Source organism: Nostoc sp., from assembly GCF_036917415.1.
Lineage (GTDB): Bacteria > Cyanobacteriota > Cyanobacteriia > Cyanobacteriales > Nostocaceae > Nostoc.
This window is the reverse complement of the sequence record NZ_JBALDJ010000073.1, coordinates 13083-39965: the sequence shown is the minus strand read 5'-3', so window position 1 is coordinate 39965 and position 26883 is coordinate 13083. Positions and strand designations below refer to the sequence as shown.

Annotated in this window: 21 protein-coding genes and 1 pseudogene; 12 read left to right on the top strand and 10 right to left on the bottom strand. The window is 39.9% G+C overall.

Annotated elements, in window-relative coordinates:
- Positions 1–23: 23 nt before the first annotated feature.
- Positions 24–818, bottom strand: a complete 795-nt coding sequence (gene modA / locus V7K41_RS14535) for a molybdate ABC transporter substrate-binding protein (protein ID WP_334849180.1) — start codon at positions 816–818, stop codon at positions 24–26.
- 94 nt (positions 819–912) lie between these two features.
- Between modA and V7K41_RS14530 the strand changes: the two genes are divergently transcribed.
- The 3 genes from V7K41_RS14530 to V7K41_RS14520 all read left to right on the top strand — a co-directional run bounded on the left by V7K41_RS14530 (position 913) and on the right by V7K41_RS14520 (position 6586).
- Positions 913–1356, top strand: coding sequence for a TOBE domain-containing protein (locus tag V7K41_RS14530; protein WP_334849178.1), 444 nt, complete (start codon positions 913–915; stop codon positions 1354–1356).
- Between the two features lie 680 nt (positions 1357–2036).
- A complete protein-coding gene (locus tag V7K41_RS14525; protein WP_334849176.1) occupies positions 2037–2330 on the top strand; it encodes a hypothetical protein in 294 nt (97 codons plus the stop codon).
- A gap of 320 nt (positions 2331–2650) precedes the next feature.
- On the top strand, positions 2651–6586 hold the full coding sequence (locus tag V7K41_RS14520; protein ID WP_334849175.1) for a DUF2157 domain-containing protein: 3936 nt from the start codon (positions 2651–2653) through the stop codon (positions 6584–6586).
- Between the two features lie 574 nt (positions 6587–7160).
- Here the strand turns inward: V7K41_RS14520 and V7K41_RS14515 are convergent.
- Both V7K41_RS14515 and V7K41_RS14510 read right to left on the bottom strand, forming a co-directional pair.
- Positions 7161–7514 carry a hypothetical protein gene (locus V7K41_RS14515; protein WP_334849173.1) on the bottom strand — a complete coding sequence of 118 codons (354 nt, stop codon included), beginning with the start codon at positions 7512–7514 and terminating at the stop codon, positions 7161–7163.
- Between the two features lie 23 nt (positions 7515–7537).
- Positions 7538–8455, bottom strand: coding sequence for a hypothetical protein (locus tag V7K41_RS14510; protein WP_334849171.1), 918 nt, complete (start codon positions 8453–8455; stop codon positions 7538–7540).
- Positions 8456–9620: 1165 nt separating this feature from the next.
- Here V7K41_RS14510 and V7K41_RS14505 point away from each other — a divergent pair.
- Complete coding sequence (locus tag V7K41_RS14505) at positions 9621–9983, top strand: hypothetical protein (protein ID WP_334849170.1); 363 nt, start codon at positions 9621–9623, stop codon at positions 9981–9983.
- A gap of 70 nt (positions 9984–10053) precedes the next feature.
- Here the strand turns inward: V7K41_RS14505 and V7K41_RS14500 are convergent, their stop codons facing one another.
- On the bottom strand, positions 10054–11013 hold the full coding sequence (locus tag V7K41_RS14500; RefSeq protein WP_334849169.1) for an NAD-dependent epimerase/dehydratase family protein: 960 nt from the start codon (positions 11011–11013) through the stop codon (positions 10054–10056).
- Positions 11014–11645: 632 nt separating this feature from the next.
- Between V7K41_RS14500 and purD the strand changes: the two genes are divergently transcribed.
- From purD to nblS, 4 genes are all read left to right on the top strand, one after another.
- On the top strand, positions 11646–12947 hold the full coding sequence (purD, locus tag V7K41_RS14495; RefSeq protein WP_334849167.1) for a phosphoribosylamine--glycine ligase: 1302 nt from the start codon (positions 11646–11648) through the stop codon (positions 12945–12947).
- Positions 12948–13163: 216 nt separating this feature from the next.
- Positions 13164–13580: a XisH family protein gene (locus V7K41_RS14490; RefSeq protein WP_334849166.1), complete on the top strand. Its 417-nt coding sequence runs from the start codon at positions 13164–13166 to the stop codon at positions 13578–13580.
- The gene (locus V7K41_RS14485; RefSeq protein ID WP_334849164.1) at positions 13568–13909 is read left to right on the top strand and encodes a XisI protein; all 342 of its coding nucleotides are present in this window, start codon (positions 13568–13570) and stop codon (positions 13907–13909) included. The genes V7K41_RS14490 and V7K41_RS14485 overlap by 13 nt, the downstream gene beginning before the upstream one ends.
- Before the next feature lie 338 nt (positions 13910–14247).
- A complete protein-coding gene (gene nblS / locus V7K41_RS14480; protein ID WP_334849162.1) occupies positions 14248–16194 on the top strand; it encodes a two-component system sensor histidine kinase NblS in 1947 nt (648 codons plus the stop codon).
- A gap of 154 nt (positions 16195–16348) precedes the next feature.
- On the opposite strand, the gene V7K41_RS14475 is transcribed toward nblS, so the two are convergent.
- The gene (locus tag V7K41_RS14475; protein ID WP_322678886.1) at positions 16349–16720 is read right to left on the bottom strand and encodes a zinc ribbon domain-containing protein; all 372 of its coding nucleotides are present in this window, start codon (positions 16718–16720) and stop codon (positions 16349–16351) included.
- 258 nt (positions 16721–16978) lie between these two features.
- Here V7K41_RS14475 and V7K41_RS32875 point away from each other — a divergent pair.
- The 4 genes and pseudogenes from V7K41_RS32875 to V7K41_RS14445 all read left to right on the top strand — a co-directional run bounded on the left by V7K41_RS32875 (position 16979) and on the right by V7K41_RS14445 (position 21074).
- Positions 16979–18342 (top strand): annotated as a pseudogene (locus V7K41_RS32875) (AAA family ATPase).
- Complete coding sequence (locus V7K41_RS14460; RefSeq protein WP_334849156.1) at positions 18342–19070, top strand: ParB N-terminal domain-containing protein; 729 nt, start codon at positions 18342–18344, stop codon at positions 19068–19070. Before V7K41_RS32875 ends, V7K41_RS14460 begins: the two are co-directional and overlap by 1 nt.
- A gap of 514 nt (positions 19071–19584) precedes the next feature.
- A complete protein-coding gene (locus tag V7K41_RS14450; RefSeq protein ID WP_334849154.1) occupies positions 19585–20223 on the top strand; it encodes a Uma2 family endonuclease in 639 nt (212 codons plus the stop codon).
- Between the two features lie 86 nt (positions 20224–20309).
- Positions 20310–21074 (top strand): Uma2 family endonuclease, encoded by a 765-nt coding sequence (locus V7K41_RS14445; RefSeq protein WP_334849152.1) that lies wholly within the window; start codon positions 20310–20312, stop codon positions 21072–21074.
- A gap of 124 nt (positions 21075–21198) precedes the next feature.
- Here V7K41_RS14445 and V7K41_RS14440 read toward each other — a convergent pair whose 3' ends face one another.
- The 5 genes from V7K41_RS14440 to V7K41_RS14420 all read right to left on the bottom strand — a co-directional run bounded on the left by V7K41_RS14440 (position 21199) and on the right by V7K41_RS14420 (position 26389).
- A complete protein-coding gene (locus V7K41_RS14440) occupies positions 21199–21456 on the bottom strand; it encodes a hypothetical protein (RefSeq protein WP_334849150.1) in 258 nt (85 codons plus the stop codon).
- Between the two features lie 48 nt (positions 21457–21504).
- Positions 21505–23685 carry a CHASE2 domain-containing serine/threonine-protein kinase gene (locus tag V7K41_RS14435; protein ID WP_334849148.1) on the bottom strand — a complete coding sequence of 727 codons (2181 nt, stop codon included), beginning with the start codon at positions 23683–23685 and terminating at the stop codon, positions 21505–21507.
- A 192-nt stretch (positions 23686–23877) separates the two neighbouring features.
- On the bottom strand, positions 23878–25863 hold the full coding sequence (locus V7K41_RS14430) for an FHA domain-containing protein (RefSeq protein WP_334849146.1): 1986 nt from the start codon (positions 25861–25863) through the stop codon (positions 23878–23880).
- The gene (locus tag V7K41_RS14425; protein ID WP_334849144.1) at positions 25860–26063 is read right to left on the bottom strand and encodes a DUF6760 family protein; all 204 of its coding nucleotides are present in this window, start codon (positions 26061–26063) and stop codon (positions 25860–25862) included. Before V7K41_RS14425 ends, V7K41_RS14430 begins: the two co-directional genes overlap by 4 nt.
- Positions 26006–26389 (bottom strand): phage tail assembly protein, encoded by a 384-nt coding sequence (locus tag V7K41_RS14420; protein WP_334849142.1) that lies wholly within the window; start codon positions 26387–26389, stop codon positions 26006–26008. Before V7K41_RS14420 ends, V7K41_RS14425 begins: the two co-directional genes overlap by 58 nt.
- Between the last annotated feature and the right edge of the window lie 494 nt (positions 26390–26883).

Here is a 26883-nt window from a genome sequence, read left to right as displayed (position 1 = left end):
ATAAGGGGCTTAAGCCCCTGATTTTAACTCACAATAAACCCATATTTTCTGAGTACAGTTTTGACTTGACTGCCAGATAAAAACTGGACAAATTCTTTGGCAGCAGAAGGATTTTTACTGCTTTTAATTATTGCTACCGGATAGACAATTGGGGAATGAAATTTATCATCAGCAGCAACTACGACTTTTACCTTGTTGGAAATTTTGGCATCAGTGGCATAAACTAAACCTGCTTCGGCGTTACCACTTTCTACTGCTGCTAAAACTTGACGCACATTGTTAGCAAAGACAAATTTCGACTTGAGGCGATCGTAAAGTTTCAACTTCTTTAAGACTTGCTCGCCATATTGACCGGCAGGTACGCTTCTGGGTTCACCGATCGCAATTTTTTTAATCTTACTATCTGTTAAATTGTAGAAGCTACTGATGCCAACAACATCCTGAGCCACAATCAAGACTAGACGGTTATTTGCCAGGTTAGTACGGCTACCTGGTAGCAACAGTCCTTTTTCTTCCAAAGCATCCACTTGCTTTTTGCCAGCAGAAATAAAGATATCCGCTGGCGCACCTTGCTCAATCTGTTGCTGCAAGGCACCAGAAGCCCCAAAGTTATAACTAATATTGATATTTGATTTACTTTGTTGGTACAAAGGCTTAATTTCTTCCAGTGCATCTTTTAAGCTGGCAGCTGCGGACACGAGTATGCTGGTGTTCGACTGTGCTATTACAGGAGAAGGAGGAACCAACGGTAAACCAATTGCTAGCAGCAAGCCAGCGATCGCTATACCCAGGAAGCCAAAAATTTGTCTTCTTTTCATAGAAAAGGCGTTTGAAGGGTTTCTTCCATAAAATTGACGCTAGGTAAAATAGTAGCAAATATACCAACATCTAACCAACTATATCGGTAAAAATATGCCTAGAAAAGAACAAGGGTGGGTAACATTCCAAACTTCAGAAGAGGAACGAAAAATTTTGGAAGAGTTTTGTGGCCAGTCTCAGCGAACTAAGACCGAGATTCTCCGAGAACTGGTACGTGGTCTTAATCAACACTCTTCACCATCAAACTTGCTATCAACCATAAATGCAGATGAGGAAGATATATACACTCAAATACCTGAGATAGAAATTAGTCTTCAAAAGAAACCACTCAAAGTTAGCTCTCGCAATATTCTCAAGGGTGTTGTTAAGCGAGTTGTTACTGGAGCCGTTAATAGTGAAGTAACGCTAGAGATTGTTCACAAAGTTGAGTTAACTTCAATTATCACCAGAGTATCGGTAGAAGAGTTGGATTTGTCTGAAGGGAAAGAAGCTTATGCTGTTATTAAGTCCAACGATATAGTTATCGCCAGGGAATAGGCTGTGGTGATGTCTCTGAACTATTGCCTGGGGTAGGTGTAGACATCACTATTCACTCAAAAGAAACAATCGAAATGTTCTCATGAATCATTCAAAGTTGCTGTAAAAATTACTTAATGCTACACAAATAAATTTATATTTTGCTAAATACTTCAGTAGGTAAACTGGGCTACGAACAGCGTAGCCCTTGTTTACCACTCTGTAGCTTATGAAAGCGCTGGTACTGCTTCTAATTCCTCAGCTTTGTTCTTCAATACGGTTGGTAGTTCGCTGTTGAACGCATATAAATAAATCTTAATTTTAGTCTACTATCCTATTTCAAGATATTAATTTGATTTTTTCATTAGCATCAGGCTAATAACAAATCATGAGTTGCTTTTTTACTAACGTTGATTAAGGCTTTGAGGAAATTAAAAACTACATGAAAAAGCAACTATCACAGAAATAGACTATTTCTAAATATTGGTTACGGTTTTTAATTATCATCCTATTAGGAATAGGCGTATTTTTTCGCTTTGTCAATATTGACAAAAAAATTTATTGGGGTGATGAAGTTTTTTCATCATTACGCATATCTGGCTATACGCAGTCAGAAATGAAAACGCAATTAGGTAATGGTCGTTTGATTGGCATAGAAGATTTACATAAGTACCAGCATCCTAATCCTGAAAAAAATGTAATTGATACAATTAAAGGACTTTTATATTATTAATCAAGGGAAGAAACCGCTTTTAATTAGTGATGAAGATAACCTTTTTCCACCACTACAAGTACTTACTAAATTAATCGATCCAAAAGTGCAATTTCAAATTGTCGGAAAAAATCAGTTACCAGAGATTACTAATGGCTTTACTGACATATTTTTGTTCTTGTTCGAGCCGTCTGACTTTTTAAAAGCTGGAGTTGAAAAAGTTTATAATTCAAAGTTACAGCAGGTAGACGACTTTCTCTGGAAAATAACAAAACCTAATTAAACTAAGGATACGGGCACATTTAGCGGTTAGGAGACTGCAAGGTGGAAAATAAAAGCAGATAGTTGGCATTTGAATATTGCTTGTAGGTTAAAAATCAATATGCTTGGGTTAAGAGTTATTGGTGTAGATAATTGGTCTTTCAAGACGCGATAAATTATAAAGACGCGATAAATCGCGTCTCTACATTAGGGTTTTGGACTTATCTGAACTGTATTGGGTTAAAAATTAATATCAATTAGCCTTATAAGTGACACAGTTAGAGCAAAAATATACTTTAATTAAACAAATAATTTAAGTATATACTTGTACTGCTGCCGCTTATGTCATCGCCCCTTGAGCGCCTGCTAAAAATTGAAATCAGACTGCCATCTTCCCATCCTCAATTATTAGAAGGACTGGATATATGGTTGCGTTTAGGTCTAATATCTGATGCCCAAGTTAGGCAGTTATGTCGAGAGTTTCTAATATGTGCGGTGGTGTTGCAACCCCCGGCTGAAGCTCAAACAAAGGTAGTATTTGCAACTTCCGACCCCGTGGAGCAGTTGCCCATAGCAGCTTTACAATCTAGTAGCGGTAAACAACCACAACAAAAACCAGCTAAACCCAACTTCATCAGCACAATGTTGCAGTCCTTGGGGGCAGAACTGAGTGTACGTTGGCTACTTTTTCTAGGGGTTTTCTTGGTAGTCGTATCCTCTGGGGTACTGGCTGCTAGTCAATGGGCGAGGTTTCCCGCTTCTGGGCAATACGGGGTTTTATTTGCTTATACTTTGAGTTTTTGGGGATTAAGCTTTTGGGCAATTAGGCAAAATAACCTCAGATTAACGGCTCAGACATTGCTGATTGCCACTCTTTTGTTAGTGCCAGTGAATTTTTGGGCAATGGATAGCTTTCGGTTGTGGCAAAATCCTGTGGATTGGATTGTAGTTGCGATCGCCTGTCCTACCCTGACTGCTATAACTGTTTTACTCTCCAAAAATCGAACTATTTTTACCAATTTACATCCTGGCAAATTACCTCTGGTAAATATTCTGGGGCTGAGTTATCTGCATTGGGGTTGGCAGTTAAGAGGATTTCCCTTAATTGCTGTTTATCTGGCAACCATCACCACAACTATCATTACCGTTTATCACCATCTTTTCCAACAGCCTCATACTGTCAGCGACGATCGCCGTAGCTTAAGTATTAGTTTACCTGCTGCTGTAATTATTTATTCTTTAATAGTATTGTTGGTGCGGGCGATTTTTGTTACCAAGGTAGATGTCACACTGTTGGGGTTAGCTATTGGCATTTGCGGCTGGTTGATGACTTGGTTAGCACAGCAGAGAAGCAGGAGGGCAGGGGGCAGGGGGCAGGGGGCGGGGGGAGTAGAGGAAGTAACATTAATATCCTCCTCATCCCCTTCATCACTCTTACTCTGGGAAAGACTTGGTGGCGTTTTACTCTTTCTGGGTTGGCTGGTATCGGTAGTAAATTATCCTTGGCAAGCAATAGCTGTCAGTGGTTTGGGTTTGTGGTTTGTGGGGAGTCGCTTGTGGCGGTACAGTTTGAAGCGAGACTTTGCAGGGGTTTTCATTATCGGCTTAGAGACGATTTTGCTAGGTTGGCGATTAGTACCTGATAACTTACAGAAATTAGCGATCGCAACTAGTACCCAACTCACCAATTCTCAAAATGAACCTTGGGCGGTGCTGGGTATAGCTTTATTTCCCTACGTAATTTTGATGGTGGCGCTTACAGATAGTTTGTATCGCAGCCAAAAGCGAGAATTAGCTAAATTTGGCGAACTGCTCGCTCTGTTATTTGGAACTCTTTTAACAACGATCGCTCTAGTAAATCCCACATTGCGATCGCTAAATTTGCTATTTTCCACCGCCACTCTCGCATTCGTTACTCAGCGCCGCTCCCCCTCATCTCTTGCTCTGGTATACCTAACTCACGTCATGGCGGTGCTGACATTTTGCTTTACCATTAATTGGTTATTCCCCAGCCTGACTCAACAAGGCTGGGCAAGTATTTTATTGGCTCTCATGGTTGCAGAATGGGGATTCAGCTTAGAGGAAGGACTATGGCAACGTAGTGCATGGGATATCGGTTTAGGATTAGCCGCAGCTAGTTTTTTCATCTTGTGGATGAATGCAGAATCATCTTGGTATGGCATCGCTGATAACCGATCTGATTGGGGAGTTTTATGGCTAGTTACGCCTTTAGCTCTGACGGGTGTTGCCAATGCCACAATTATAGAGCGGCAAATTACTAGCCGTTACTTGAGTGTCTTGGCTGTGATAATTGCCCAGCTAGTGACTTTACAGCTACCAGGAATCAGATTAATTGGTTTAGCTGTAGGTGCTGGATTGATGTTTGCAAATACGCGCTATTTGCGAAACCAAGTATCTGCGGTAATTACAGAAGGATTTGTTTTAAGTTTCATTGGGGCGCTGCTGTGGACGGGTGTACCTGGTTTACCTCGCCTAGCGGTAGCAGGTTGGTTTGTTGCTGGAGCGATCGCAACTCTCAGTCTATGGTTAGCGCGGACTGTTTTAAGCCGACGCGGCAACGAATTAGCAGTTATCTATGCAGCCGCTAGCGATAAATGGGCGATCGCTTTGTGTGGTTTTGAATTGTTAGGTTTGACGCTGCATTCAGTGCTGATTTATCAAGGGTTTACTACTTCGGGATTTTTGTTCTTAATTGCCACTGCGATCGCTCTGGCAGCCATTGTTTATCGCAGTTGGCGAGAACCGACAAATTGGGCATTTTATGGGATTGGTTGGTGTTTGGAATTGTTGATTACCCAAGTGCTAGGGTTAGGGGAACGCTCAATTGTGAGAATTGCAATTGCAAACATCGCCTTGGGTTTAATTACTCAACTTGTCGGCGAGTGGTGGCGGCGACGACATCAATTAGAAAGGTTTCCTAGCAGCCTGCATATTTTGCCATTAATTTATGGTGCATTCAGTGTATTGCTGCGTTTGAACACTTTTACCGAGTGGACAGGTTTGTATTCGTTGGGTGTAGCTTTAATTATTATTGGCGTGGGGCGACAGCGCGAGAGCTTCAAACCCTTGCTTTACTTAGGAATTATTGGCGTATCAATTTCTGCTTATGAACTTTTGTTCTATCAAATGTCACAAGCTTCAGGAGGAAGATTAGGTGATGGATTGATTGCCATGTCTGCCCTTGGCGCTAGTATCATGTATGCTTACCGCATTCTGTCGCCTTGGCTTGTCAGCTACTTACGCCTAACTCCCCAAGAACTGAAAAGAATTGCTCATATTCACTGGGCTTGGAGTAGCTGTTTATTAATGGCTGCTATTCCTCTTCCCATTGGAGTTAACCGTTTGCTGGGATTGGGAACAGGGGTATTTTTGATTCGCTATGCCATCTTTCAGGGACGAAATTCGCGCACTTCCCCCAGCCTCTTTGGAGGAATCACAATCGCCGAGATGTGGGTTTACCTTGGCTTATTAGAGGTAGCTGGGATGAGGATTTATTGGCGGGAGACAGCAGTAGGGCGATTTTGGGCTGGGCCATTAGTTCCTTGGAATGGTGCGATCGCTTGTGTGGTAGCCTACTTTCTCTACATCCTACCTTGGGAAAATTGGGGTTGGTCTAAAAGACCTTGGCAACAAGCTGCATACATCATACCACTGATAATTTTATGGGAAACCAGACTGCAAACTTACCCCATAACCTTGATAATCGCAGCTGGATTCTACATCTTCCTCGCAAAAGTGAGTGAAAACATCCGTTTTACCTATGTTAGTGTGGCGTTGATTAATTGGGCACTTTACCGTTGGTTTTATGACTTACGCCTGACTGATGCTTTGTGGTACGTTACACCCATTGGATTATCACTGCTTTATATTGCTCAAGTGGATACCCAACTGAAGCTACCAAAATACAAAACATCTCGTCATCTTCTGAGAGTGCTAGGTAGTGGTTTAATTTGTGGGTGGGCAATTTTATTTCATCAAAATACAGCCTGGATACCGGGAATTTTCAGTCTCATCGCTATTTTTGCCGGATTAGCTTTGCGAGTGCGGGCTTTTCTCTACATTGGTACAGCCACTTTTTTAATCACTACAATCTATCAATCGGTAATTTTTAGTTTGCAGTACTCCTTTTTAAAATGGGTTGTTGGCTTGCTAGTTGGCATTTTACTGATTTATATCGCCGCCAACTTTGAAACCCGTCGCGCTCAAATAACTTCCTTAATTCGTAGCGCCATTGATGAATTTCAATCATGGGAATAGGTAATATCATGTTCGGTAAAAGACTTATCATTAAGAGCGCAGGGGGCAGGGGGCAGGGGGAAAGAGGATTTTAAGATTTTTGCATAGATGCCCGGAATAATAACTAATCAAGCGGACATGATATAACACCAATTTAAAAACAGAATGCGACAAATAGACCATTTGTAGAGACGCGATTCATCGCCTCTTTACCCAAGGATGTGTAGCAATCATTACAGCTATTTTCAGGTAAATAGACCACGCGGTAGGGGCACAGCATTGCTGTGCCCTTACGACAGATGTGGTTCAAATACATGAAAACTGCTGTAATTGAATTGGTATAAGCTAAGGATTAAACTAATTGACAGGCGATCGCCTAAATTCAAAATACCTATAAAATTAAGCAAAAGCGATAGTTTTGCCTAATTATAACCTCTAATTGCACTTTCACTTTAGGTATTAAGCCATCACCAATATCTGGAAGTTACTTAACTAGATTGCCGATTGTAGCTACACTGGCATTTACAATGGCGTTTGAAACAGCTTTACCTAATTGGGTTAAAAGACTTAAATTATCGAAAAACTTCATGCCATGTCAAATACTTAAACGAACAACATTCTCAATAATATCAATCGTCTGACCCAAAATCTCTAAGAAACCTACAGTATCATTTATTTTCTGAATTTCTTGATTTATCGCTTTAATGCCATCTTCAAAACCTTTCTCATTTTGCTCTAGTTTGTTGACTAGAACAGTAGCAATATTGTTTCTGACTGTGTTGACAAAACTCGTCCATTTTTGACGATACTTTTTAAATTCTTCTTTCTGTTTTGGATCTGGAAAATTACTTTCAATACCAATTTCATATAATTTATTCTCTAGGTCACTGATATTTTTAAGAAATGCTAATTGTTTATTTTTATCGATATTAGATGCTATCTCTGACATAAACTTAATTTTTCTTTAGTTTATTAGTTATTTTTGATTTCTTTGGCTACATTTAAAAGAGAGTTGATATCAGACAAAAGCTCATTAGCGCGTGCAATAGTAAATTTATCTTCTAGGAGTAACTTAAAAGCTTCTTTGAAGTCTTTGGCTGATTCACTAGCATTATCCAAAGCTTCTATCGAAAGTGTCATCGTCAAAATATTCTGCCGTTTTTCTATCCATGCGTCAGGATCGCTAATTGGATCGGCAGCCATATAAGGTTTTAATAGTAAACGATCTTCCTGATTTTCTTGAATGTTTTTTAAATTATTTTGTAGTTCATTAGTAATAAATTCAAGCACTAATTCCTGAATAGCAAGTTCTCGATAAATCGTTTCTTTCCTCTGCTCTAATTCTTTTCTCAACGCACCTTTAATTTTATTACTCAATATCATTTTAGGAATTTCAGATAAAGCAGAGCCAAGTTTCCCAGAGACAAGAGAATTACCTTGAATATCAGTGCTGACATTATTTAATTGAGTGAAAATATCCTCAGTAACTTCTTGTGCTTGTGTTGGAGCATCCGAGGTTGCTAGATTTTCTAAAGCAATAAAGTAGCGTTGGAGTAGATCGGTATGTTGGCGCATTCGTCCAATTAACATAAGCCATTGCTTATCTTTTTCAGTAATGTCGATATATATTTTTTTATTCTCCAGTTCACGATCTTTGACTGGATCTTCTACACGGTTACGCAGCAACTTTTCCGAATTTGCATCAACAACATAGTTTCCTGATGTAACTAATAAAGTATCTAGTGCAGTTGCATACTCTTGTCCAGCGTTGGCAAATTTTTCATATTCTTTTAGAGAAGCACCACAGGCAACTAATGAAGCTCCAATAAAAGAGATGATTGATGCTTTAATAACAAATTTAGATTTGATAGTAATCTCCTTTTTAAACATAAAACGTATAATAAGATGTTTGACTGGAAATAATTAAAAAAGCCGCAGATGCTTACCGTTGTACTCTTTTGACTGCAAATATCAAATGAATTCTGGAATTTTTGGTTAAACACATAAAAATCAGAATTTTGGGCTGTGATTATTTAAAATGGAATCAACAAACCCGGAAAATGATTCATATTTACTTACCTTGGCGCTATTGGTAAAGTCGCTGTTGTTTCCTTCTCCACTCCCCAATTAGTCAATTTCGGAATTTTTCGATTGCGTTAGAGGTTTTTTTCTAAATTCGATGCCTTCGATGAAACCAATCTCAAACACGAGAATCCTTTCACACCCTCTTCTACCTCCTTTTCAAGGGCAGGTAAGTAGGCGAGAATAAATTAAAGTAAGTTAAGTAATGTAAAAAATCTTGAGGTCTGTAGCAACTTCCGCCTTCCCTGTAAGAACTTCCGTCTTGACGTTTCGGTGTTTCGCGCAGTCTGTAGCAACTTCCGTCTTGACGTTTCGGTGTTTTGCGCAGTCTGTAGCAACTTCCGTCTTGACGTTTCGGTGTTTCGCGCAGTCTGTAGCAACTTTCGTCTTGACATTTCGGTGTTTCGCGCAGTCTGTAGCAACTTCCGTCTTGACGTTTCGGTGTTTCGCGCAGTCTGTAGCAACTTCCGTCTTCCCTGTAGGAACTTCTGCTTTTGCTGTAGCAATTTCTGCCTTAAATTTACTAATACCAATTCTCTAAAATAAGGCAACAGATGTAAGCAAGGATTGCCTTGCTGCATCTAAATTTCTCAATTGCGAATTGCGAATTGCAAATTGGTATAAGTCTTGAGTGAGAAAAAAGTAAGAGCCGGTTCACTAGACTTCTTGCATTGAAATTGGCTCCTTTTCTCTCAAAATTGAGAGAAGGGGTTGGGGAATGTAGCAAGTTTGTGCAAGATGTCTATTTTCTACAGATTTCTCATACATCCAAATTTTTCATAAACTCCCCCTTAATTGCTGTTTGTGAAATCACTGCGGTTATTAGAAGCAGCGAGGGAGATGACAATTGGTGAAATTACTCAAATTTTAGTCTTTAAAAAAATAAATAATTTTACTCAGGACAACCTTTTAAAAAATTGTCCATTATGGAATTACTAAAAATTTAGGTTATTTTTCAGGTAAAGGAGTATTAATGGCAAGGCACAAACGCGATTCCCGTATTCTGAGCAAAGCTGAAATGCGCTTGGCAAGTATTAAATCTATTAGTCCTACTCTAGATGTAGGAGATAGTTTAACAGTTAAAGATTATACTGATAAAATTGAAAATCTCCGTCAATTTCTAGAAGCCTACAATACTACTCTCTCTACCATTGATGTTTTATTAACTCAAATCACCGAAAATGAACGGGATTTGGCAGACTATTCTGAAAAAATTTTGCTTGGTGTTGCTCATAAGTTTGGTAAAAACAGCTACGAGTATCAGATGGCTGGGGGTACTCGTAAAAGCGCTCGCAAGCGTGCTGTGCGCCAAGGTGTTGTTTTGACTACCAGCTAAGAGCAAAACTTTTATCAATACGGTTTACATAACAGTTAAACAGTTAAAAAGATAAACAGGAGGAAGAAAATTAGGAAGATAGGGAATACAAAGATTTCACCCACTCCCATTCCTGTGTCAAACCCTCTTTTAGAAAGACTTGCGGCTGATATCCGAGAATTTTCTGTGCTTTAGATACATCAGCAGCCGTGTGGCGGGCGTCTCCCATCGCTTTTTCTATGTGGTTTCTTTTGATTGGCTTCCCAACAATTTCTTCAATCGCATCTAAGACTTCTGCTAAAACCACCCTGCTACCACCACCGATATTAAAGATTTCTCCCACTGCTTGGGGTGCGGTAGAGGCGGCTAAATTAGCGGCGACAATATCACTAACAAACGTAAACTCTCGCGTTTGCTGGCCATCGCCGTAAATAGGAATCGCCTCATCGCGCAAAATGGATCGAAAAAACTTATGAAATGCCATATCTGGGCGCTGTTTGGGGCCATAGACTGTGAAATAGCGCAATGTAACACAGGGTACACCAAAGTTTTTGTAATACAGTTCACACAAAAACTCTGCTGCTAGCTTTGTAATACCGTAAGGAGAAACCGGTTGAGGACAAATTCTCTCGTGGGTAGGTAATGTTTCTGCATCACCATATACACTAGATGAAGAGGCAAACACCAATCTTTCCAGGTGTTTAGCATCCTTAGCTGCTTCTAGCAAAACTTGTGTAGCGTTAACATTTCGTTCTGTATAACCTCGAAAAGCTTTACCCCAACTTGCTCTAACACCTGCTTGTGCCGCTTGATGGTAAATTATATCAACATCTTTTAGGAGTTTTTGCCAATCTAAAAACTGTATATCTTCTTCAATTAATGTAAAACCAGGTAAACGATACAAATGTGCAACATTGGTTCGCTTTAACATAGGATCGTAATAATTATTGAATTCATCAATCCCGATCACTTCGTCTCCTTGTTGTAGCAATGTTTCTGCAAGATGAGAACCAATAAATCCTGCGACTCCAGTAACGATAGTTTTAGCCATGTTGCCGATTTTTTTTGATTAACCGCTATATTCACAAGTTAATAATTATAATCAAAAATTGGTGATTAATTGAGGATTTTTTTAGAGAGCGTTTTATTTATATCAGCATAAAAGATAATTAAACTAATACACTTGGGCTGAAAATATGTTATTAACTTGGTTTAGTAATTGCTAACAATAAAAATAAAAACTTTACTAATTAGTGAAATTTAATTTTTAGAATAAATGCAGTTGAAATTTAATAGCTAAAATATTTCAGCAGATGGAATAATTAAAGTGATGGATAAATAAAACAACCCCACCCAGCCTTTGACTTACGTCAAAGTCTCCCCTCCCCGCAAGTCTACAACACACAAGTCTGAAATAGCTGATTAACCAGGGTTTTACCCCACCCTAACCCTCCCCGTATGTATTGGGGAGGGAACAAGATTTCTTATTTCCCCCAATGCATCGGGGGGATTAAGGGGGGTAATTCGACTTGTGTATACACTGGGGGTGGAGTGTTAGGGGAATTTTACAAGAAGTATACTAAATCACCAAAGACTTGCACAAGTGTGAGAATTGATAAAAAAATTGATCCGCGAGAGTCAAATCAGTTATTCTCATTTTGCAAGGGACACACGAGGAAATCAGTGAAAGTTTTAGTTGTTGGTAATGGAGGGCGCGAACACGCTCTGGCATGGAAACTGTTGCAATCTAAGCAAATTGAGCAAGTTATTTGTGTACCAGGGAATGGGGGTACAGCAAGTATGGAACGTTGCCAAAACTTGCCCTTAGCAGTAGATGATTTTGAGGGAATGAGCCGATATGCTCTAGAACATGGCATAACTCTGGTAATAGTTGGGCCAGAAGTCCCCCTATCTAAGGGAATCACAGATTACCTCCAAGACAAAGGATTGATGGTATTTGGCCCAGTCAGAGCCGGAGCGCAAATTGAGGCGAGTAAAGCTTGGGCAAAAGCCCTAATGCAAGAAGCAGGGATTCCGACGGCCCGATGTGCGGTATTTACGGAGGCTGCGGCAGCAAAATCTTACGTTAAATCTCAGGGAGCGCCAATTGTTGTTAAAGCTGATGGTTTGGCAGCTGGTAAGGGTGTAACGGTAGCTGAAACAGTTGCACAGGCAGAAAGTGCCATTGATGCAATTTTTCAAGGACAATTTGGCAGTGCTGGTAAATTTGTCGTCATTGAAGAATGTTTGATTGGACAAGAGGTGTCAGTTTTAGCGTTGACCGATGGGTTAACAATTAGACCCTTGTTGCCAGCTCAAGACCATAAGCGAATTGGTGACGGCGATACGGGAGAAAATACTGGCGGGATGGGAGCATACAGCCCCGCACCCATCGCTACACCAGAGTTGATGGCACGCATTCAAACAGAAGTATTAGAAAGAGCGATCGCCACCTTAAAAGCTAAAGGCATTGATTACCGAGGCGTGCTATATGCTGGGTTAATGATTGCACCCGATGGCGACTTGAAAGTTTTGGAATTTAACTGTCGCTTTGGCGATCCTGAAACCCAGGTGATTTTGCCACTGTTAGAAACACCCCTAGAAGAGTTGATTCTAGCCTGTGTACAGCAACGCTTAAGTGAATTGCCACCCATTGCTTGGAAGGGGGGAGCATCTGCTACTGTCGTTGCCGCTTCCGGTGGTTATCCAGGAGAATATGAGAAGAACCAGGTGATTAGTGGCATTGAAGAAGCAGAGGCAACAGGAGCAATTGTATTTCATGCAGGTACAAAGTTGAACCAGCAACAAGAAATACTCACAGATGGAGGTCGAGTATTAAATGTGACGGGAATCGGAGAAAATTTTGAGCAAGCGATCGCTCAAGCCTACGCTAGTATCAAATATATTCAGTTTGAAGGGATGTATTACCGGAGAGATATCGGTTATAAAGTGGTCAGCATGAAGCAAAGGAAGAAAATCCCATAATCTATTCGCGGATATTGCTTGTTGAAGATGGTGTGCGGGTGATTCTCGCGTTATGAAACTCTGTTATATACCAATGGACTAATAATCGGGTACACCGCATAGACAATCCCGCACACTTAACAGGTATAGGATTGTTTAAGACATCCAATCCAAATACAGTCTGATGTGGACTTTAAGGCTGGTGCTGATGCAGCAAGGCTGACTTATACTTAAGCTATGCCCAAGTTAGATATTATCCATAACGCGGTAAAAAACGCACTGATGAAGGACGGTTGGGCGATTACAGACGATCCTTACATTATTCAGTATCGAAGAACAACGTTATACGCCGATCTCGGTGCTGAACGCCCCATTGGGGCTGAACGAGATGGGCAAAAACTTGTTGTTGAAGTAAAAAGCTTTGTCGGCGCATCAAAGATACAAGATTTGAAAGAGGCTCTCGGTCAGTATGACATCTACCGTTATCTTCTAGAGGAAACAGCGCCAGACCGTAAACTTTATCTTGCTGTGGGTGCGATCGCTTATAAAAGCTTTTTCAACCAGGATGTGATTCAACTCATCCTGCACAAACATCAACTTCCACTCATTGTCGTCGATACAGAGACAGAGGAGATCAGACAATGGATAAATTAACTGAGTATCCCAGGATAATTAAGCGTATCCTGACGGAGTATATAGAACTATGTAACCGTCGTCCTAACCGAGACATCGAAACATTATTGATTATGGATGAGCCAAAGGGTCACTATATTTGGATGAACCTTGGTTGGCAAAATGGCGAACGCATTACTGGTATGACCGTCTACGTTCGGATTCGAGATCGCAAGTTCTGGATCGAGGAAGATTGGACTGAACATGGGATCGCAACTGACCTAGTTCGTGCAGGTGTTGCCAAGGAAGATATAGTATTGGCATTCCATGAGCCTAAGATGCAGCAGTACACAGATTTTGCAGCATCGTAGCGGTGACGCGTCGGTTTGAATATCTTGGTGCTGAGTTCAAGTTTACTAGCCGATGCTAACTTGAGCCGGATAACTAGCTTAAAATCACAACGGTTGGATTTTTGTTAGACTGCTCATCTGTGCGTAACCAATAGTAAAAAAAATGGGGTTTAAGGCGTTAATTTTTAACTGGATATCAACTGCGATCGCCCAAATGAGTTAAATTCGTTAAGACCACCTTAACAGGGATATCCCCTAACACTCCCCCATTCTCAATTTTCCTAACATATTTGTCAAATTAACTGTTAATTTTTTAGTTGTTGGGCTTTATAAAAAGACTACTAACAACTTTATTTAAGATGCTAACTCTGTTAAAAACAATTCGAGATGCGATCGCTAGTTGGTGGTCAGAGTTCACCCTCCAGACCAAATTGCTGGCTGTGGCCACAATGGTAGTTTCGTTGGTGATGAGTGGTTTGACCTTCTGGGCTGTGAATACAATTCAGCAAGATGCGCGGATGAATGACACCCGCTTTGGTCGTGACTTGGGGCTGTTGCTTGCTGCCAACGTTGCCCCCTTAGTCGCTGACAATAACCTCACAGAGGTTGCCCAATTTTCCCAACGCTTCTATAGCAGCACCTCTAGTGTGCGTTATATGCTTTACGCCGATGAAAACGGGGAAATCTTTTTTGGCATTCCTTTTTGGGAAGCGGAGGTAAAAAACTCCCTCACCATTAAACGGCGGATACAACTGCCAGAAGATTACCCTGGTGATGGGGAAAAGCCGATGGTACGGCAACACACGACCCCAGATGGGATAGTTACCGATGTATTTATTCCCCTGATTGTCAATAAAAAATACTTAGGTGTATTAGCGATCGGGATCAACCCCAATCAAACCGCTGTTATCTCTACCAATTTTACCCGCGATGTCACCATTGCCGTTTTTATCACAATTTGGGTAATGGTGATTTTGGCAGGAGTGATTAACGCCTTGACCATCACCAAGCCGATTAAAGAACTATTGGTGGGGGTAAAGCAAATTGCTACCGGGAATTTTAAGCAGCGCATTAATTTACCTTTAGGTGGCGAACTAGGGGAATTAATTTTAAGCTTTAATGAGATGGCAGAGCGATTAGAGCGCTATGAAGAACAGAACATTGAAGAACTGACCGCAGAAAAAGCCAAACTAGAAACCCTAGTTTCCACGATCGCAGATGGCGCTGTGTTGATTGATAACAATATGCAGGTGATTTTAGTCAACCCCACAGCAGAGCGAATTTTTGGCTGGGAAGCCGCTAATGTAGTAGGTTGCAATGTCTTACATCACTTACCCCCAGCAGTACAAATCGAAATCACCCGTCCCTTGAACGAAATGGCAGCAGGCGAATGCGAAAGCGCCGAATTCCGAATTTTTATCAACCAACCCACCCCGCGGACGATCCGCATTCTCTTGACTACAGTACTCAACCTGCAAAGAGAAAGTATTAAAGGTATTGCGATTACTATTCAAGATATAACCCGTGAAGTTGAACTAAACGACGCAAAAAGTCAATTTATCAGCAACGTTTCTCACGAACTGCGAACGCCTCTATTCAACATTAAAACTTATATTGAAACCCTGCACGACTACGGCGAAGACTTAGCTTTACAAGAACGGCAAGAGTTTCTGCAAACAGTCAACCATGAAACCGATCGCCTAACCCGCCTAGTTAACGATGTTTTGGATTTGTCAAAACTCGAATCTGGTCGCAACTACAGCTTCGATGGCGTAGATTTAGCCCAAGCGATCGAGCAAACCCTGCGTACTTACCAACTCAACGCAAAAGATAAAGGTGTTGAACTTGTTCAAGAAGTTGCTTCTAATTTACCGTTAGTATTAGGTAATTACGATCTGTTAGTACAAGTGTTTGGCAACCTGATTGGTAATGCCCTTAAATTCACCAAAGCCGATGGTAAAGTAGCAATCCGCGCCTACCAACTAGATTTCAAGCCCAGTCACACCGAATCTGCACCAGTGCGAATTGAAATTTCCGATACTGGAATTGGCATCGCCACAGAAGATCAACACTCAATTTTTGAACGCTTCTTCCGCGTAGAAAACCGAGTTCACACCCTAGAAGGCACGGGTTTAGGTTTATCGATTGTCAGAAATATCATCGACAGACATCGTAGTAAAGTCTATCTAATAAGTGAAGTCGGCATTGGCACTACTTTTTGGTTCGACTTAGCCACCTTTGAGGAAAAAGCGCTACCGATACAAGTTGAACTTATTGCAGAAGCATCCAACATCATCACAGCTTGAAGATTAGGGAATGGGCAGTGGGGATTGGGTACAAGAGGCAGAAGTGCAGAGGTACAAAGGGGCAGAGGGGAAAAACTTACTGCAACTTCTCCCTTGCTCCCCTGCTCCCCTGCTCCTCTGCTTTCCTTGCTCCCTACTCCCCACTAAACCCAAATCAAGACCTTAATATAACGAACAACAAACATACCAATAATAAACCTAATAGCAACAGCAAAGCCTGATTGCGTTTTACCCAACTTTTCACAGTTACTGCAAAACTGTTAGTGTAACGCTGCTGTTCCAACTCTAATTTTGTCTCTTCAATATTTTGGTAGAGTGTACAGTCTTTGGCGTAGGGACGTTTAGGAAAATTGCAAGTATCATCAGCGTGATAGGTGCAAGTGTCGCACAGATACCCATCCCCAGCAGCGCGGTGCAATGGAATACCGGGATGACCGTAAGCTTTGAGTGTAGTCCGACAATAGGGACAACTAATAGCTTGACTATCAACAAGTTGATGGCAATGGGGACAAGATACAGTAGCCAAAACCTTTAGCGCAAATAGGTAAACACTTTGATTTTAGCCATTTACAGGGATAATGGGGAAATACATACGTAGCCTGTTAATTTTAAATATGGCTAGCTTTCAAAATTGGTTATTTTATCAGCAGAAGTACTAATTTTATGATGATTTTTTAAATTTTATAAGTGATTTATATCACTCAATATAATTAAGGCTATGCCATAATCTAGCAAATATCAGGTTTTATCCTAAGTCCAATAATTATTTAGAGGTAGAAAAATATTGCCTTTTAATCCCGAGCTGTACCGTAACGAAAGCGAAGTTGAAAGCAAACTCATAGTGCAATATTTGCTACCACAGCTAGGTTATACTCCTGACACCTGGCATCAAGAAGTTGCCATTGGTAGCATCCGCTTAGATTTTTTGGCATTTGCCGCATAAGTAATTCCTTTTGTCTTAGATGCCAACTCACCGCTGAGTGTCGTCATGGAGGCCAAGCATCCCAAACAAAACTTAAATCATCATATCCTCCGACTTAGGCATTATTTAACCACCTCGAATGTCAGGTATGGATTGTTGATTAATGGCAAAGAGATTAGAATTTATCAAAAACTATAGACTGATATTCAATTAGTATTTCAATGTTCTGGGAAAGAAGTTTAAATTAAGTTAGAGAATATTAAAGTTTTAATAGGTAGAGATAGTTTGAAAGCAGGACAGTTGGGAGATAAACCAGAAATTCACATAATTGAAAAAAACTAATTTTTGAAACTAAGAGGCAACATCTAATGAAAACAATTGCGGTTTACCACAACAAAGGCGGCGTAGGCAAGACAACTACTGTAGTTAATTTAGCCGCCGCTATTAGGAAAATGGGTAAAAAAGTTTTAGTGATTGATCTTGATAGCCAAGCAAATACGACTTTTGCTACAGGTTTAGTCAAATTTGATGATGAAGAGTTTGATGATATCAAAGATTCTAATATTCGTCATATTCTGCAATCAGAAGATTTTTTCCCTATAGAGGAAGTCGCTAGAAAATCTCAATTCACAAATCCAGAAATTAGTGTTGTTCCTTCTCATATTAGTTTGATGAATTATGAAAATGAGTTAATTCAGCAAGAAGATAGTAAAATGATGCTTGCTCAAAAACTAGATGCAGTAGCAGAACAATATGACGTAGTATTGATTGATACTCCACCTTCATTAAATCTATATGCTAGGATTGCTCTAATTACTGCTGACTATCTTATTATTCCTTCTGATCTTAAACCCTTCGCTAATCAAGGACTAATAAACGTTAGGGAATTTATTAAAAAAATCAATGGATTTAGAAAACAGATAAGAAAGCCTCAAATTGAAATTTTAGGTGTGCTAGCTTGTAAAATATCTACAAATAATCAGTTTGTCAAACATACTTTACCTAAAAGATTAGAAACTATTCCAAAACGATATGATTTCAAGGTGATGAATACCGTGATTTATGACAGAGATGATCTAGCAAAATGTGCTGAAAAGTTTCTGATTATAGGAGATATCGAAGTAGCCGATCCCATTTCAGTTCTTGATTTTAAGCCAGATTCAACTGCCGCACAAGAATTTGAATTATTAGCAATAGAAGTTTTACAAAAAATAGGGTTGACTTAATGAAATTATCTACATCACTTGTTGCTATCAAGAAAATTATTTCTTCTGTACCTCGATCAAGTTTTGCAGATGACGATCTAGAACAAGCAGCAAATCTTATTTTAGAAGCGGCAGGAGTTATTAACCCTATAGTTATTCGTCGCTCGAGTATCAATTCATTTGAGGTAGTTGATGGACACTTTGAATATCATGCTGCTGCTAGAGCTAGAGAGATAGAGCCTCATAAAGGCGAAATGATTGGAGCATTTATTATTGAGTCTGAAAATGAGGAGACTTTAACAAAGCAAGTTGAATTATTTAGACAGCATAAAGCTGATTCTTCAGAGCAAACATCTTTCAAATTCAAAGACATGGAACAATTTTTAATAAATTTGGAATCACGTTTTGAAAAGATAACGAACAAAATATTAGAGCAAGCAACTAGTAATGCAAAGTTAGAAAATGAAGTCAAAGAGCTTAACAAGCAGATGGTTGATAAGACTGAACCAATAGAAATTTTTAAAACGCTTAGTCAAGTTAAAATTGTCTCCAAATTACAAAATAGTGGTTTTAACCAAAAAAAAGCTTCTCAGATAGCAGAAATAATAGAAATTGAACGTAATAAAGAGCAATTTAAATCATTAAATGATGTGGTAGAAAGGGTTAAAATACCGCATGGTCAAAAAATGATTAAAGCTATAAGTCGTGAAAAAATGCTTGAAATAGTTGATCGTTGGTCAGAAAAGTAAGGGATTTCCAAGAAATAAATTATCCAAAAAAACGAACTACAGAGGGGATCGAGAGAATAAGAAGAAAGAGAATTGTTGGATGAGATTTTTGGATGTTTTTTAATTTGTAAGTCCCTAATCATCTCATCAAAAATCATAAACTGCGTAGGTTGGGTTGAACGAAGTAAAACCCAACAATTAACGCTCAATGTTGGGTTTCGTTCCTCAACCAAACCTACACGGCTTTTCTAGATTGCGTGAAAAGTAGGCGTTGCAGAATCAAAATATGAATCACGCGATCGCCTCAAGGTTACGGGCGCTATGTACCCACACTGGCACTGAACCATACTTGAGCTAATATATTACTAAGCGAATCGATAACTAACGTACATTTTTAGGCATTCACGTTTAACATCTTCAGAATATCCTTTTGGTTCATAAGATTCCATAAATTGACGCTTACATATACTTTAAGAAAGTTGATTTATAAATTCTATCGGCTACATAAATTACTACATCAACTCTCTAAGGTGATATGCTTTTAAAACTGCAACAAATTATTGTAAAACCTGGTCAACAAATATTGTTTAAAGATATTAGTTGGGAGCAATTAGAAAATATTTTAGAAGAAATGGGAGAAAGGCGTGCTGCACGTATTTCTTATAATCATGGTTGGTTAGAAATTATGGTTCCCCTACCAGAACACGAAAAAAATAAAGAATATATTGGTGAATTAATAAAAGTTTTATTAGACAAACTTCAAATTGATTTTGAGCCTTTTGGTTCCACAACTCTTAAAAATGAGCGAATGCTGCAAGCAGTAGAACCAGATACCAATTTTTATATTCAAAATCAAGCTGCTATCATTGGTAAAAATCGCATTGATTTAAATCTAGATCCACCACCAGATTTAGCAATCGAAATTGATATTACTTCTCGCACTCGGTTTGAGAATTATGAAATTTTGGGAGTTCCTGAACTTTGGCGACATACACAACAAGGCTTAGAAATTTTCTTGCTAAAAAAAGGTAAATATATAAAATCTGAATCTAGTCCTAATTTTCCTGATATCCCAATTGTTAAATTAGTGAATGAATATGTTCAGCAGTGTTTAAAAATTGGCAGAAGTCAAGCTATCCGTAATTTTAAAGATTGGGTTAATAATAATTTATAACCATTTCTAATTTGTACACTTTAATTCAGCAAGCTCTCGGCAGATTATGATATAAATCTAAGGCTTTCTGAGAAAGGCGATCGCTCATGAATACTGAGGTAAATCCAGCAGCCATTGTGGACTGTGAACCCCCCACCCCACCTACAGATTTAATTTTTGATGATGGTGAACCCTTGGAATCAAATCGTCACCGTATTGCCATGAATGTCTTGATTCGGTCATTGCAACAAGCTTGGGCTGACCGCAATGATTTTTTTGCTGGGGGTAATATGTTTATTTACTACAGCAGTACCCAAGTTCGTAACCGTGATTTTCGAGGCCCAGATTTCTTTGTAGTACTAAATGTTGACGGTAATAATTCTAGACAAGGTTGGGTAGTCTGGGAAGAAAATGGTCTTTATCCTGATGTAATCGTAGAATTAATGTCACCATCTACAGCAGCAATAGACAAGGGTATTAAGAAAAATCTTTACGAACAAACTTTCCGTACCTCAGATTATTTTGTCTATGACCCCTTTGATCCTAATTCTTTGCAAGGGTGGCATTTAGATGATAATCAGCAGTATCAGCCTTTAACACCAAATGAGAACGGGTGGCTATGGTGTAGGCGTTTAGGTTTCTGGTTGGGGACGAGTGAGGGAACAATAGACAGAGAAACGGCGGTATGGTTGCGGTTTTACGATGTGGCTCTTAATTTGGTTTTGTTACCAGAGGAGGCTGCAATTGCACAAGCCGATGCAGCAGTTGCACAAGCACAAGCTGCTGCTGCAAGAGAGGAAGCCGCAGTTGCACAGGCGGCTTGTTTAGCGGCTAGATTAACAGAACTAGGGGAAAATCCAGATATGTTGTGAATTTTGGCTTTTTTGATTTGTTTGGACTACAGTTTTGAGTTGTACTTTTAAGAATGAGTAAGTGCGATCGCTACTATGAAACATTCCAACAAACAAGTACGATCGCTATTTGGAAATAGCACAATTAGTAAGTGCGATCGCCCACAAATCTCAATACTTTCTTAAAATTGGCAATACTCACTTCGGCCTGCAACACTCCCAGCAGAAAACCCCCAAATGCCTTTGATCCTGGAGGAGTTTGTGCAACTGCTACAAGTTCAGCGCTTTCAACATCTAAATCTCTGATCTCTCGTAGCAGATTCCGCGTTTCCCGTTCTTGCTCTTCTGCATCTAAGCTGGGATTAGAAAGAGCGATCGTTAACTTGGCAAAAAGCTTGGTCATCCGAGTGAACGAGCTTTTTTATTAGCATTTTAGTGTTTAGAAAAAGTACTAAAGACTTTCGAGATTTTTAAGCACCTCTGCGGCTGACTGATATCGTTGAGTGAAGTCGAAATGTACCATTTTATTTAAAATCATAACCAACTCGTCTGTAGCCTCAGTTAATTCGCGCCAATGTTGCCAAATCTGTTGATTAGCATCAGCTTGGCTTTGGATAATTATTTCACCAGTATTTGTGTCTCTACGAAACTCTCTGGGTTCTACCCCAGTTAAACCTTGTATTCCCATAATTCCCAACGCATAAATATCGCTGTTGAGTTTTGGCAACCCACTCATTTGTTCAGAAGGTGCATAACTAGGAGTGCCAATTGAAATTGTCTGAGCTTCTTGCTGCTGAGGTTGAATCTGCTTAACAGCACCAAAGTCAATTAAAACAATGTGCCGATCTGATTCTCGCCTAATCAAGTTACTAGGTTTGATATCTCGATGGATTACGCCATAGCTATGAACAAAAACCAGCACGTTTAAAACTTCTTTGAGTATCTCCACAACTTCAACTTGTTTTAGTCGCTTCCCAGCGGTTAGCTCTTTATCCATAGCGTGCCCTCGAACAAATTCTTGCACTAAAGAAAATTGCCGATTTTCTTCAAAGAAAGCTAGCAGTTGGGGAATTTGTGGGTGCTTACCCAAAGTTTCTAAAATTTCTGCCTCAGCGTCGAATAGGCGTCTGACAACATTTAAATATTCTGTATCTTGGTGAGGAGGTCGTAACTGTTTAACCACACACTGCGGATTACCAGGACGCTGGATATCATCAGCCAAATAAGTATTGCTAAATCCTCCAGAACCCAAGGGTTGAGTAATTTTATAGCGGTTGTTTAGTACCGTTCCTAGTGCAATTTCTTGCCCAATGGAATCAACAATTAGCGTTGGCGCTTCATTTGAAGCGTTGCCACGCTGCCGTAAAAGACCTTGCAATTCTAGAATTAATTGTTGGTGTTCTTGAACCCGTTGGGTAATTTCTTTTTGCTCTTGCTTGGTTTGATAAGCACTATAGGCAAGGACACTGCTTGCGGTAAATACTAACCCCAACGCCGGAGGTATGACTGGCAACCATCCAGCTTGGGTAAAAATGACAAAATTGGCTCCAAATAATACTGCCAGGGCTGTTGCTCCTGCCAATCCTAAGCCTAGTGGATGTTGAATCCGCCATACCAGCAACCCACCAACTACAGTCCATCCCCATATCCAAAGGACTTTACCCCACTCAGGCAAAAACCAAAATAGAGGCTGTTTGTTAAGAACAGCACTGAGAATTTGACTAACGCTGTGGGCATGAATTTCAATTCCTGCCATCTTGCCAGAATTATCTGACTTCCCACTAGCAAATGGCGTATTAAAAATATCATTTAAACTATTGGCTGTTGAACCAATTAAAACGATGCGGTCTTTGACCAAATCTGGTTTAACTTGATTTGCAAGTATTTCTGTAATAGTTACCTGCTGGGCAATCTGATGACCGGAACGGTAGTTAAGCAGAATTTGGTAGCCATTTGTATCCGCTTTCTGATAACCGCCAGCATTACTTTGCAGTGGTTTAAATACAGTATTTCGTAGTCTTAGTTCCTTTTTTGGGGTAAATTCTAGTTGGATGCCTCCGACTTCTAAATATTTCAGTGCTAGTTGTAAGCTAAAGGAATAGGTACTTTGACAAGAATCGGATTCCTCTGCACTTACCAATAAAAGGTTGCGGCGAATTGTAGCATCAGTATCTTCTACAACATCATTAAATCCGACTCGCTCTGCGTCAACGCCCTTTGGGGGTGCTATTCCCGGATTGTTAGAACCAGAATGTTTGCAGATAGGAATGATGATATCGCTCTGTTGGAGGCGTTGCAGTAGTTTGTCATGACCAGGCGGTACTGGTAAGTCACGAAAAATATCTAGACCAATGACTCGTGGTTGATATTCTTCAAGTTTGCCTAATAGTCGGTCTAGAAGTTCACTAGACAGGGGCCAATTCCATTTTTGGATATCTTTTTCACTTAAAGCAACAATCAATAAACGAGTGTCTGGGCCTGAGTCGGCACGTAATTGCATCATTTGATCGTAGATTTTCATTTCTAGAGGCTCGAAAACCCCAAGTTTTTGAATGCCTACTAGTAAAATTGTAGCGATCGCACTTGAAAGAATAACTGGCTGTCTAAATAAACTTTTAAAATTTACAACCATTCTTTTAAATAGGTTTTACTTTAAAATATACGTATATTTTTAGATTAATTTTTAATATTGAAATTATTCTACGCAATTTGCAATTTTTCAAAAAATATAGTAATCATATTTTACCTATAAACATTAACACGTCAGATACCGGACTTATTTAATAAGTCTGGTATCTTGTTGTTCGTGACTAATTTAGAGTTGCTATATGTGTTTCAGATAATGCACAATCGCCTCTGCTGTTGACAAATTAGTAGCCAATAAAACTTGATTAATAGTGCATAATCTTAACAGTGCTTCTTCATTTGCTTGACCAGGCTGAGGTTGCAGCAAATCTCGCAGGAAAATAACTGCTACAATTTCTCCGGCTCCAACCAATGAAGCAATTGTTTGATATCCTCCAGAAGTTGGTGCGGGAGTTTGTTGACTAATAGTTATCCCTGCTTGTTGATGTAAGACTTCACTAACAGATGGCCAGGTAATTGTAAAACTCTGCGAGAAAAATTCCTGATGTTGAGAAACCAATTCAGCAAGTTCTGATTTCTTGCTTTCATGAGCAATCAGTACTATATTTCTTTCAATGATTGCTTGAGGAGACTCATTAACATTTGTTTCTTCTGGAGTTTCATCAAAACGATCTTCTTCTATCTCAGAAACTTCTTCAATAGTTTGACTGATGCTCTCAGTAGCTCCACTTTCTGTTGTTTCCAAAGATGGAATATCAGCTGAGTTAGAAATTTCACTTATTTGTGCAGCAACATCATCAAGATGTAAACTAACTTCTTCAGTACTTGCATTACTCAAATCAATGTATTGATTGCTTAAAACTTCTGCAACGGCATCATCAGGTGCAGTTGATGGTTCAGAAACTTCGCTTATTGTTTCATCCACCGCAGAAGTAGGTTCTACTTCGTCAACATCTGCGCTGTCTACTACTGTAACTGACGTATCCCAATCTATCGCTTCATCAGTAGTATCCTGTGTAGCTTGGCTCAATGCTTCTTGTGGCTGAATCTCTTCGTTTTCAACAACTTCACTGGCTTTTTCTGCGACTGGCGTATCCAAATTTACTACTTCATCATGAGTAGCTTCGGGAATGTCACTCTCCTCCTCAGATACATGGTGGAAAATATCGCGCGGCTGTACGGAGGTAACTTCTGCTGCTAGTGCTGCCTCCAATTCTGCATTCTCATCGTCGGTAGCTTCAGGAATAGGACTCTGTGCAGGAACTTCGTTGAAAATATCCCGTGGCTGTACAAAGGTAACTTCTGCTTCTAGTGCTGCCTCTAACTCTGCATCCTCGTCGTAGGCAGTTTCTGGAATAGCTGTATCACGCTGTTGTACAAAAGTAGATTCTGTCGCCAGTGCTGCTTCAAAGCCTACAGCCTCATCGTGGGTAGCTTCTGGAACACTTTCCTCTTTAGGAGTTTCAATGATGTTCTCACGTGCAGCTATGGCGTCATCAGGTTCAGTCAAAGAAACTTCTGAGGCTTCGCTGACTTCTGGAACCGCTACTTCCTCACTATCTGGTTTACTGAATGTAGGCAAATCCACAATTTCATTACGGACATCGTGTGGAACTTCGTTGACTGCTTCTGGTGGTTGAATGATGTTTTCAGGGGCGATTATCTCAACAACCGGGATGACATCATCTGGTTGATTAGAAACAACTTCTGAGATTTCGCTGATTTCTGGGGAAGCAGCTTTAATTTCAGGTGTTTCTACTTCTTGACTAATTGGTGCTGGAACTTCGTTGACTACCTCTGGGGCTGGATTAACAACATTGGCAGCGCTGACATTTTCAGGCGATCGCGACCGAGAAAACAGTGAAGGATCTATAATTCTAAAGACTGTCTCTGGTTGCTCATAAGCGGGAGCAACTGCTTCCAAGATCAAAACATAATCTGCAATCCGAATAATATCTCCATCGCTCAAAGAATATGGTCGATCTTTTTCAGCTTGTTTCCCATTAAATATTGAGCCATTTCTACTGCCAAGGTCAGAGAAGTAGTAATTTCCACTTTTAACAAAAAACTTAGCATGTACCCGACTGATATCAGGGCTGTCTAGGACTAAATCAGAATCAGGAGAACGGCCTATTAGCCATTCTCCTCTCGTTGGAGTTTCTGTGGTAAGGTCAACTTCATTGACTTCACTTAGATTTGGTGAGTAGCTAACTTTTACTTTCATATTAATTTTTGGTTAATTTTATTGATTTCTCCTACCCAACGCTGACGGGTAGTGTGTTCTAAATTTAAAATATCATCTTGTGACCAATGGAAATGATAAGCAATAAAAGCTACCTCCTCATATAAAGTATCAGAGGGGTAGCTTACGACTCCCCCGCTAGTTCTAGCTCCACTGAAAATTGAGTATTGCAGTGGGGACATTGTGTCGGAATGTGTACATTGCTTTGCTGATTGATTCGATTGTAAAATTCTCTGAGATAGGCAATGTCATGTAAGAGCAGTCCTTCGAGTAAATCAGGACTAACAGAGTTGAAACTACCTAAGCGAGTAATAACCCGTGCAAGCATTACTAATACGCCGTAAGCTGGATTTTCCTGAACTTTGCGCTCTTGTTGCACCAAAATTTCATCTTTGGCGGTAGCTAAACGCATCATCCCATGACGATGTACTCGTTGTTCACCATCACTCAACCCTTTAGGAAGAGTGAAAGCAAATTCTGTGCAGAGAGTATCTTTCTTACGGCGCATAGGTTAATTTTATTTGGGCATTGGGTATTGGGGAGTGCTGAGTGTTGAGTGCTGAGTGCTGAGTGCTGAGTTAGGAGTTAGGAGTTAGGAGTTAGGAAGAAATATTATTGTTTCAAGCTTAAAACTCAGAAATTGAGCCTTTTTACTTGAACGTTGAGCCTTTGAACTCGGAAGTTGAGCCTTTTTGCTTAAACGTTGAGCCTTTGAACTCGGAAGTTGAGCCTTTTTGCTTGAACGTTGAGTTTTTGAACTCGAAAGTTGCACCTTTTTGCTTGAACGTTGAGTTTTTGAACTCGAAAGTTGCACCTTTTTGCTTGAACGTTGAGTTTTTGAACTCGAAAGTTGCACCTTTTTACTCGAACATTGAGCCTTTGAACTCAGAAGTTGCACCTTTTTACTCAAACATTGAGTTTTTGAACTCGGAACTTCAACCTTAGCACTCAGCACTCAACACTCAGCACTCAGCACTCAGCACTCAGCACTCAGCACTCAAC

Bases quoted from the DNA above. Each gene is read 5' to 3' on its own strand.
- V7K41_RS14520 (WP_334849175.1), top strand. From the start codon at position 2,651: ATGTCATCGCCCCTTGAGCGCCTGCTAAAAATTGAAATCAGACTGCCA.
- V7K41_RS14420 (WP_334849142.1), bottom strand. From the start codon at position 26,389: ATGCGCCGTAAGAAAGATACTCTCTGCACAGAATTTGCTTTCACTCTT.
- V7K41_RS14530 (WP_334849178.1), top strand. From the start codon at position 913: ATGCCTAGAAAAGAACAAGGGTGGGTAACATTCCAAACTTCAGAAGAG.
- V7K41_RS14500 (WP_334849169.1), bottom strand. From the start codon at position 11,013: ATGGCTAAAACTATCGTTACTGGAGTCGCAGGATTTATTGGTTCTCAT.
- V7K41_RS14445 (WP_334849152.1), top strand. From the start codon at position 20,310: ATGAATACTGAGGTAAATCCAGCAGCCATTGTGGACTGTGAACCCCCC.
- V7K41_RS14430 (WP_334849146.1), bottom strand. From the start codon at position 25,863: ATGAAAGTAAAAGTTAGCTACTCACCAAATCTAAGTGAAGTCAATGAA.
- V7K41_RS14440 (WP_334849150.1), bottom strand. From the start codon at position 21,456: ATGACCAAGCTTTTTGCCAAGTTAACGATCGCTCTTTCTAATCCCAGC.
- V7K41_RS14505 (WP_334849170.1), top strand. From the start codon at position 9,621: ATGGCAAGGCACAAACGCGATTCCCGTATTCTGAGCAAAGCTGAAATG.
- V7K41_RS14435 (WP_334849148.1), bottom strand. From the start codon at position 23,685: ATGGTTGTAAATTTTAAAAGTTTATTTAGACAGCCAGTTATTCTTTCA.
- V7K41_RS14485 (WP_334849164.1), top strand. From the start codon at position 13,568: ATGGATAAATTAACTGAGTATCCCAGGATAATTAAGCGTATCCTGACG.
- V7K41_RS14510 (WP_334849171.1), bottom strand. From the start codon at position 8,455: ATGTTTAAAAAGGAGATTACTATCAAATCTAAATTTGTTATTAAAGCA.
- V7K41_RS14450 (WP_334849154.1), top strand. From the start codon at position 19,585: ATGCTTTTAAAACTGCAACAAATTATTGTAAAACCTGGTCAACAAATA.
- nblS (WP_334849162.1), top strand. From the start codon at position 14,248: ATGCTAACTCTGTTAAAAACAATTCGAGATGCGATCGCTAGTTGGTGG.
- V7K41_RS14460 (WP_334849156.1), top strand. From the start codon at position 18,342: ATGAAATTATCTACATCACTTGTTGCTATCAAGAAAATTATTTCTTCT.
- modA (WP_334849180.1), bottom strand. From the start codon at position 818: ATGAAAAGAAGACAAATTTTTGGCTTCCTGGGTATAGCGATCGCTGGC.
- V7K41_RS14490 (WP_334849166.1), top strand. From the start codon at position 13,164: ATGCCCAAGTTAGATATTATCCATAACGCGGTAAAAAACGCACTGATG.
- V7K41_RS14425 (WP_334849144.1), bottom strand. From the start codon at position 26,063: ATGTCCCCACTGCAATACTCAATTTTCAGTGGAGCTAGAACTAGCGGG.
- V7K41_RS14515 (WP_334849173.1), bottom strand. From the start codon at position 7,514: ATGTCAGAGATAGCATCTAATATCGATAAAAATAAACAATTAGCATTT.